5 protein-coding genes are annotated in these 5,171 nt (G+C 47.1%); 3 read left to right on the top strand and 2 right to left on the bottom strand.

The window, feature by feature from the left end; all coding sequences use genetic code 11:
• Positions 1-355: cobalamin biosynthesis protein (locus RMO84_RS20560; protein ID WP_310490299.1), on the top strand; the 355-nt coding region annotated here is incomplete at its 5' end.
• Between the two features lie 162 nt (positions 356-517).
• On the opposite strand, the gene RMO84_RS20555 is transcribed toward RMO84_RS20560, so the two are convergent.
• Positions 518-1,879, bottom strand: a complete 1,362-nt coding sequence (locus RMO84_RS20555) for an ammonium transporter (protein ID WP_396135911.1) — start codon at positions 1,877-1,879, stop codon at positions 518-520.
• Positions 1,880-2,182: 303 nt separating this feature from the next.
• Positions 2,183-2,689: a 5-(carboxyamino)imidazole ribonucleotide mutase gene (gene purE, locus RMO84_RS20550; RefSeq protein WP_310490297.1), complete on the bottom strand. Its 507-nt coding sequence runs from the start codon at positions 2,687-2,689 to the stop codon at positions 2,183-2,185.
• Between the two features lie 159 nt (positions 2,690-2,848).
• On the opposite strand from purE, the gene nagA reads away from it, so the two are divergent.
• The gene (nagA, locus tag RMO84_RS20545; RefSeq protein WP_310490296.1) at positions 2,849-4,000 is read left to right on the top strand and encodes an N-acetylglucosamine-6-phosphate deacetylase; all 1,152 of its coding nucleotides are present in this window, start codon (positions 2,849-2,851) and stop codon (positions 3,998-4,000) included.
• Positions 4,001-4,122: 122 nt separating this feature from the next.
• Positions 4,123-5,171: glycosyltransferase (locus tag RMO84_RS20540; RefSeq protein WP_310490295.1), on the top strand; the 1,049-nt coding region annotated here is incomplete at its 3' end.

Here is a 5,171-nt window from a genome sequence, read left to right as displayed (position 1 = left end):
ATCTAAATTCGCCATTCAACAGGCGATCGAGTCGGTCTTCGCCGCGTCCGATCTCGATCTTGCCACAATTGCGGGACTGGCAACACTCGATCGCAAGGCAAATGAGGTGGGATTGGTGGCATATTGCCAGGAATCTGGTTTATTTTTAAAAACTTATCCGCCAGAACGGCTGAATTCCGTTACTATGGCACACTCGTCTCAATTAGTTGCGGCACTAGTCGGGACGGCTAGTGTCGCCGAAGCAGCAGCTTTATGTGCAGCTCAGACCGATATCTTGTTAGTACCCAAGCAAAAATTTCGACTCGATGCTGAATCAAAAGCAGTCACAGTCGCGATCGCCAGACAAGCTCGATAATCGATTTACACTTAGTTTTTCATGCTCGAATGTATTTCTGGGTTGCCTATATTTTTAAAGACATATAAACAATTAAAAACTAGAAATTAGAAACCCGACTTCTTAAAGAAGTCGGGTTTCTGCTAGCGATCGATTATCAACGATCGATTATCAACTAACTTTCTATCCTTCTTTCTCAGCCAGACTCAGACCAGCAGCAAACTCTTCACCGTAACCTTCTTCACCATGCTCGTTGATATCCAAGCCTTGGTATTCGGCTTCGGGTTTGACGCGCAGATCCATCACCAAGCTCAAGACTTTGATGATGATAAACGTACCAGCACCAGCGATCGCGTATGTAATGAGGGTTGCCACGATCTGCTTGCCTAATAACGAGGGATCGCCAGAGACGATCAAGCCATCCGCACCAGCACCATTGACAGCTTTGGTAGCAAAGATCCCAGTCAGAATCGCACCAACCGTACCACCGACACCGTGAACGGGGAAGGTATCGAGGGAGTCGTCAAATTGTAATTTTGCTCTCAGACTGACAGCAAAGAAGCAACAAGTAGCGGTAATCAAACCGATCAGAATCGCGCTTAATGGAGTCACGAAACCAGCCGCAGGAGTAATTCCAACTAAACCAGCCAAGAAACCACTGGCAATCCCTACCGCAGTAGGTTTAGTCCGCAGCACCCACTCCAAGATCATCCACATTAAGCCACCAGCACAGCTAGCAACCGCAGTAGAGACAAATGCAACTACTGCTAAACCATTGGCACCGAGCGCACTACCGGCATTAAATCCGAACCAACCAAAGAACAGTAATCCGATCCCCAGCAGCACATACGGCACATTGTGCGGTGCTGCTGGTTGGTTGGGGTAGGTTCTACGGGAGCCGATCATCCAGGCTGCCACAACAGCAGAAACACCAGAACTGATGTGTACGACCGTACCGCCTGCAAAGTCGAGCGCGCCGAGGGAACCCAGATAACCTTTACCCCAGACCATGTGAGCCAGAGGGGAGTAAATAATGGTAGACCAAATCAAGATAAACCAGAAGTAAGCTTTGAAGCTCATCCGTTCGACGATCGCCCCAGAAATCAAGGCTGGCGTGATGATGGCAAACATCATCTGGTAAATCATGAACAATTGATGAGGGATTGTCGGAGCATAGCCAACCGGATCGGGTTTGTCAAAGGCAACATTAGTTAGCCCAAACCAATTTAAGTTGCCAAAAAATTGATTGGTAATCACTTCTTTGACGGTACCATCTGCGGCGCGGACGACGGAGTCGGGCGAAAAAGCGATACTATAGCCCCAGAGAATCCAAGTCACACCGACGACGGCCATCAAGACTAGGCTCATCATCATGGTGTTGAGGACGTTCCTAGAACGCACCAAACCACCATAGAAAAACGCCAATCCTGGAGTCATTAGTAGCACCAATGCCGACGAAACTAGCATCCAGGCGGTGTCGCCAGTGTTGATCCCATCGAAATCCATAGCGGGGGTCTTAACTGGATCTGCCAGCGCATTGCCCATGAGGGGGCCGCTGAGCAGCCATGCGGCCATTAAACATACAAGGAGAATTCTTTTGAACACTTGTTCTATCCTTTAGCAGAGTATTTGTAATTAAGAGCTAATTAAATGACTAATTATGTATCGTCGTGGGATAATTCTGTGTTTGAAGATACAAAATTTCTGTATAGCAAGATACATTTATTGAGACTTCAGCATTATCGACGAAGTCCTGTAAAGTGTGTTTTACCGTACTATCAGGTATCAAGATAAGATCGATTGTTAAAATCGGCTCCAGAATAAGATTATTCTTTACGCAGTAATCTTTTAGTAGTTTTTATAACCAACTCGATCGAGTTTGGCTTGTTTTTCCAAAACCATCGCTTCTAAGCTCTGGCGATAGGCTTCGACGCGATCGAGTAATTCTGGCTGATTAGTTGCCAAGATTTGGACGGCGAGTAAGCCCGCATTGGTAGCATTGCCGATCGCCACTGTCGCAACGGGGATACCTGCGGGCATCTGCACGATCGAGTAGAGCGAATCGATCCCTTGCAATGTTTTGGTCTGCACGGGTACGCCAATGACCGGTAACGGCGTCAATGCAGCCACCATTCCTGGCAGATGCGCTGCGCCACCAGCACCGGCAATAATTACCTTCAAGCCGCGCGTGCGAGCCGTTTTGGCATATTCCACCATCCGTTCGGGCGTCCGATGTGCGGAGACGATCGCCACTTCATGGGGAATCTCAAATTGTTCGCAGATGCCGATCGCTGCTTGCATGGTGGGGAGATCGGAGTCGCTACCCATGATGATGCCGATTAATGGAGATGTCATAGATTAGGGGATAGGGAATAGGGGATAGGGAATAGGGATCAGATGTAATTGTCAGAGACTGCTCTGTGTCTCTATTTCCTCTATCATCATAGTTGGCGGTGGGATTGCTTAATCCCTAATCTGTGTCTTGATTCGATAATCCCTATCCCCTATTCCCTGATGAAAGATTGCAAAGTTACGAATGCTCGGATCCCAGGCTATGAGGGATTGCAGGAGATCGCAATTAGAGATCGGCAGATTATGGAGATTGCACCATCGATCGCGATCGATCTGCCGACTGTAGATGTAGCAGGCGATTGGATTTCCTTGGGTGGGGTCGATCTCCAGATCAATGGGGCGTTGGGATTGGCGTTTCCAGATGTCCAGATGACAGATTTCGTTGGCGGAGCCTGTCAGAATGACAATCGATTGCAGCAGATTTGTGATTTTCTGTGGGCGCAAGGTGTGGATGAATTTTTACCAACGATCGTTACGACTTCGATCGAGAATATCCAGCGATCGCTAGCAGTTTTTGCGGCATACATGGCACAGCAGCAGCCCAATACCGCCCAAATAACTGGCATTCATTTGGAAGGGCCATTTCTCAACCCACAAAAGCGGGGCGCACATCCGCAAGCGTACCTACTACCTTTGAAATTAGATTTTGTTACTAAGATACTCAGCAAATATACTGAGATCGTTCGCGTCATTACTCTAGCCCCAGAATTAGACCAGACAGGCACGATTGTTTCCCATCTGACGTCTTTAGGCATCATCGTCAGTTTGGGGCATTCTCAGGCCAATTTTGCCCAGGCTGAGAGTGCATTTACTAGTGGTGCATCAATGGTGACTCATGCGTTTAATGCGATGCCCAGTTTGCACCATCGAGAGCCAGGTTTATTGGGTGCGGCGTTGACTCAGTCTCATGTCAAATGCGGCTTTATTGCTGATGGGCAACACGTTCATCCTGCGATGCTAAAGGTACTAGTAAGGGCGGGTAGGTATAGTGAAGGTTTATTTTTAGTCAGTGACGCGCTCTCGCCATTGGGTTTACCAGATGGTAAGTATCCCTGGGACGAGCGCGAAATTACGGTCATTGATGGTACGGCGAGATTACCAGATGGCACGCTTTCTGGGACGACTCGATCGCTATTAGTTGGCGTCCAAAACCTCGTTCGATGGGGAGTCTGCGATGTAGGTGAGGCGATCGATCTAGCGACAATTGCTCCGCGTCAAGCAATCGGTTTATCAAGCGAGTATATGGGACAAACCGCGAATTTGTTGCAATGGAGTCGCGATATCAATGGCGAATTAAATTGGCAAAGATTATAAAATTTATAGGTATGCCATAATCGATCGACATCATAATCTAGCCAACAGACAAATCCAAGCAAAAAGTAGTATCGACACTAATCTATGATATGCTCGATCGCGATTATTTACGAGGAATGTCTATGTCCAATCGACTAGTTACCGAGCGTACTCAAAAACATTTTGATGCCATCGCCTTAAAACTAGATTGGTGGGCACAACGCAATCGCTATTACTATCGAGATCTCGATCGATTGCACCAGTTTTTGATTCCGGTGGGTAGTAAAGTTTTAGAAATTGGCTGTGGTACCGGCGATTTACTTGCCAAGATCGATCCAGCAATCGGGGTGGGGATTGACTTCTCATCGGTAGTTGTCAATCTCGCCAAAACTAAGCATCCACAATTGAATTTTTATTGTCTCGACGCTGAAGATCTGCAGCTAGAAAGCCGGACTGAGTGTCCGTTACTCGCTACCAAATTCGACTATATTATCCTCTCAGAAGTACTAGGCGACCTGACTAATATTCAACAAGTACTGGCAAATCTCCAGCAGTTTTGTCACCCACACACCAAAATTGCGATCGATTTTCATAACTTCCTCTGGGAGCCAATTTTACATATCGCCGAAAAGGTCGGACAACGCCGTCCGCAACCGCCACAGAGTTGGTTGTCGATGAATGATGTGCTCAATTTATTGAATATTACGGGTTATCAACCTGTGAAAATTGGCAGGCGATGTTTGGTGCCTAAATATATCCCGATCGTCTCGAATTTTGTCAATCGGTATCTCAGTCCCCTGCCGATCGTCAATCATCTCGGTTTGACTAATTATATCGTCGCGCGCAAGCAGATCGATCGACGTCAAACCAGCGATTATACTGTGAGTGTGATTATTCCAGCCCGGAATGAAGCTGGTAATATTGCCGCAGCGATCGATCGTTTACCCCAATTAGGTAAACAGACAGAAGTTATCTTTGTCGAAGGTCATTCCCAAGATAATACTTGGGAGACAATTCAGGCTGTTGTCAACGAATATCATGGTGACTTTACACTTAAAGCATTTCAACAAACAGGCAAAGGTAAAGGCGATGCCGTGCGCTTGGGGTTCGATCGAGCCACTGGTGATATCCTAATTATTTTAGATGCCGATCTGACGGTTCAGCCCGAAGAATTGGTCAACTTTGTCGAGGC

This window comes from Chamaesiphon sp. VAR_69_metabat_338, from assembly GCF_031423935.1.
Classification (GTDB): domain Bacteria; phylum Cyanobacteriota; class Cyanobacteriia; order Cyanobacteriales; family Chamaesiphonaceae; genus Chamaesiphon.
This window is presented reverse-complemented; position numbering and strand designations above follow the sequence as displayed.

Excerpts from the sequence above, each read along its gene's own strand:
- RMO84_RS20555 (WP_396135911.1), bottom strand. The coding sequence starts at position 1,879 with ATGGGCAATGCGCTGGCAGATCCAGTTAAGACCCCCGCTATGGATTTC.
- purE (WP_310490297.1), bottom strand. The coding sequence starts at position 2,689 with ATGACATCTCCATTAATCGGCATCATCATGGGTAGCGACTCCGATCTC.
- nagA (WP_310490296.1), top strand. The coding sequence starts at position 2,849 with ATGAAAGATTGCAAAGTTACGAATGCTCGGATCCCAGGCTATGAGGGA.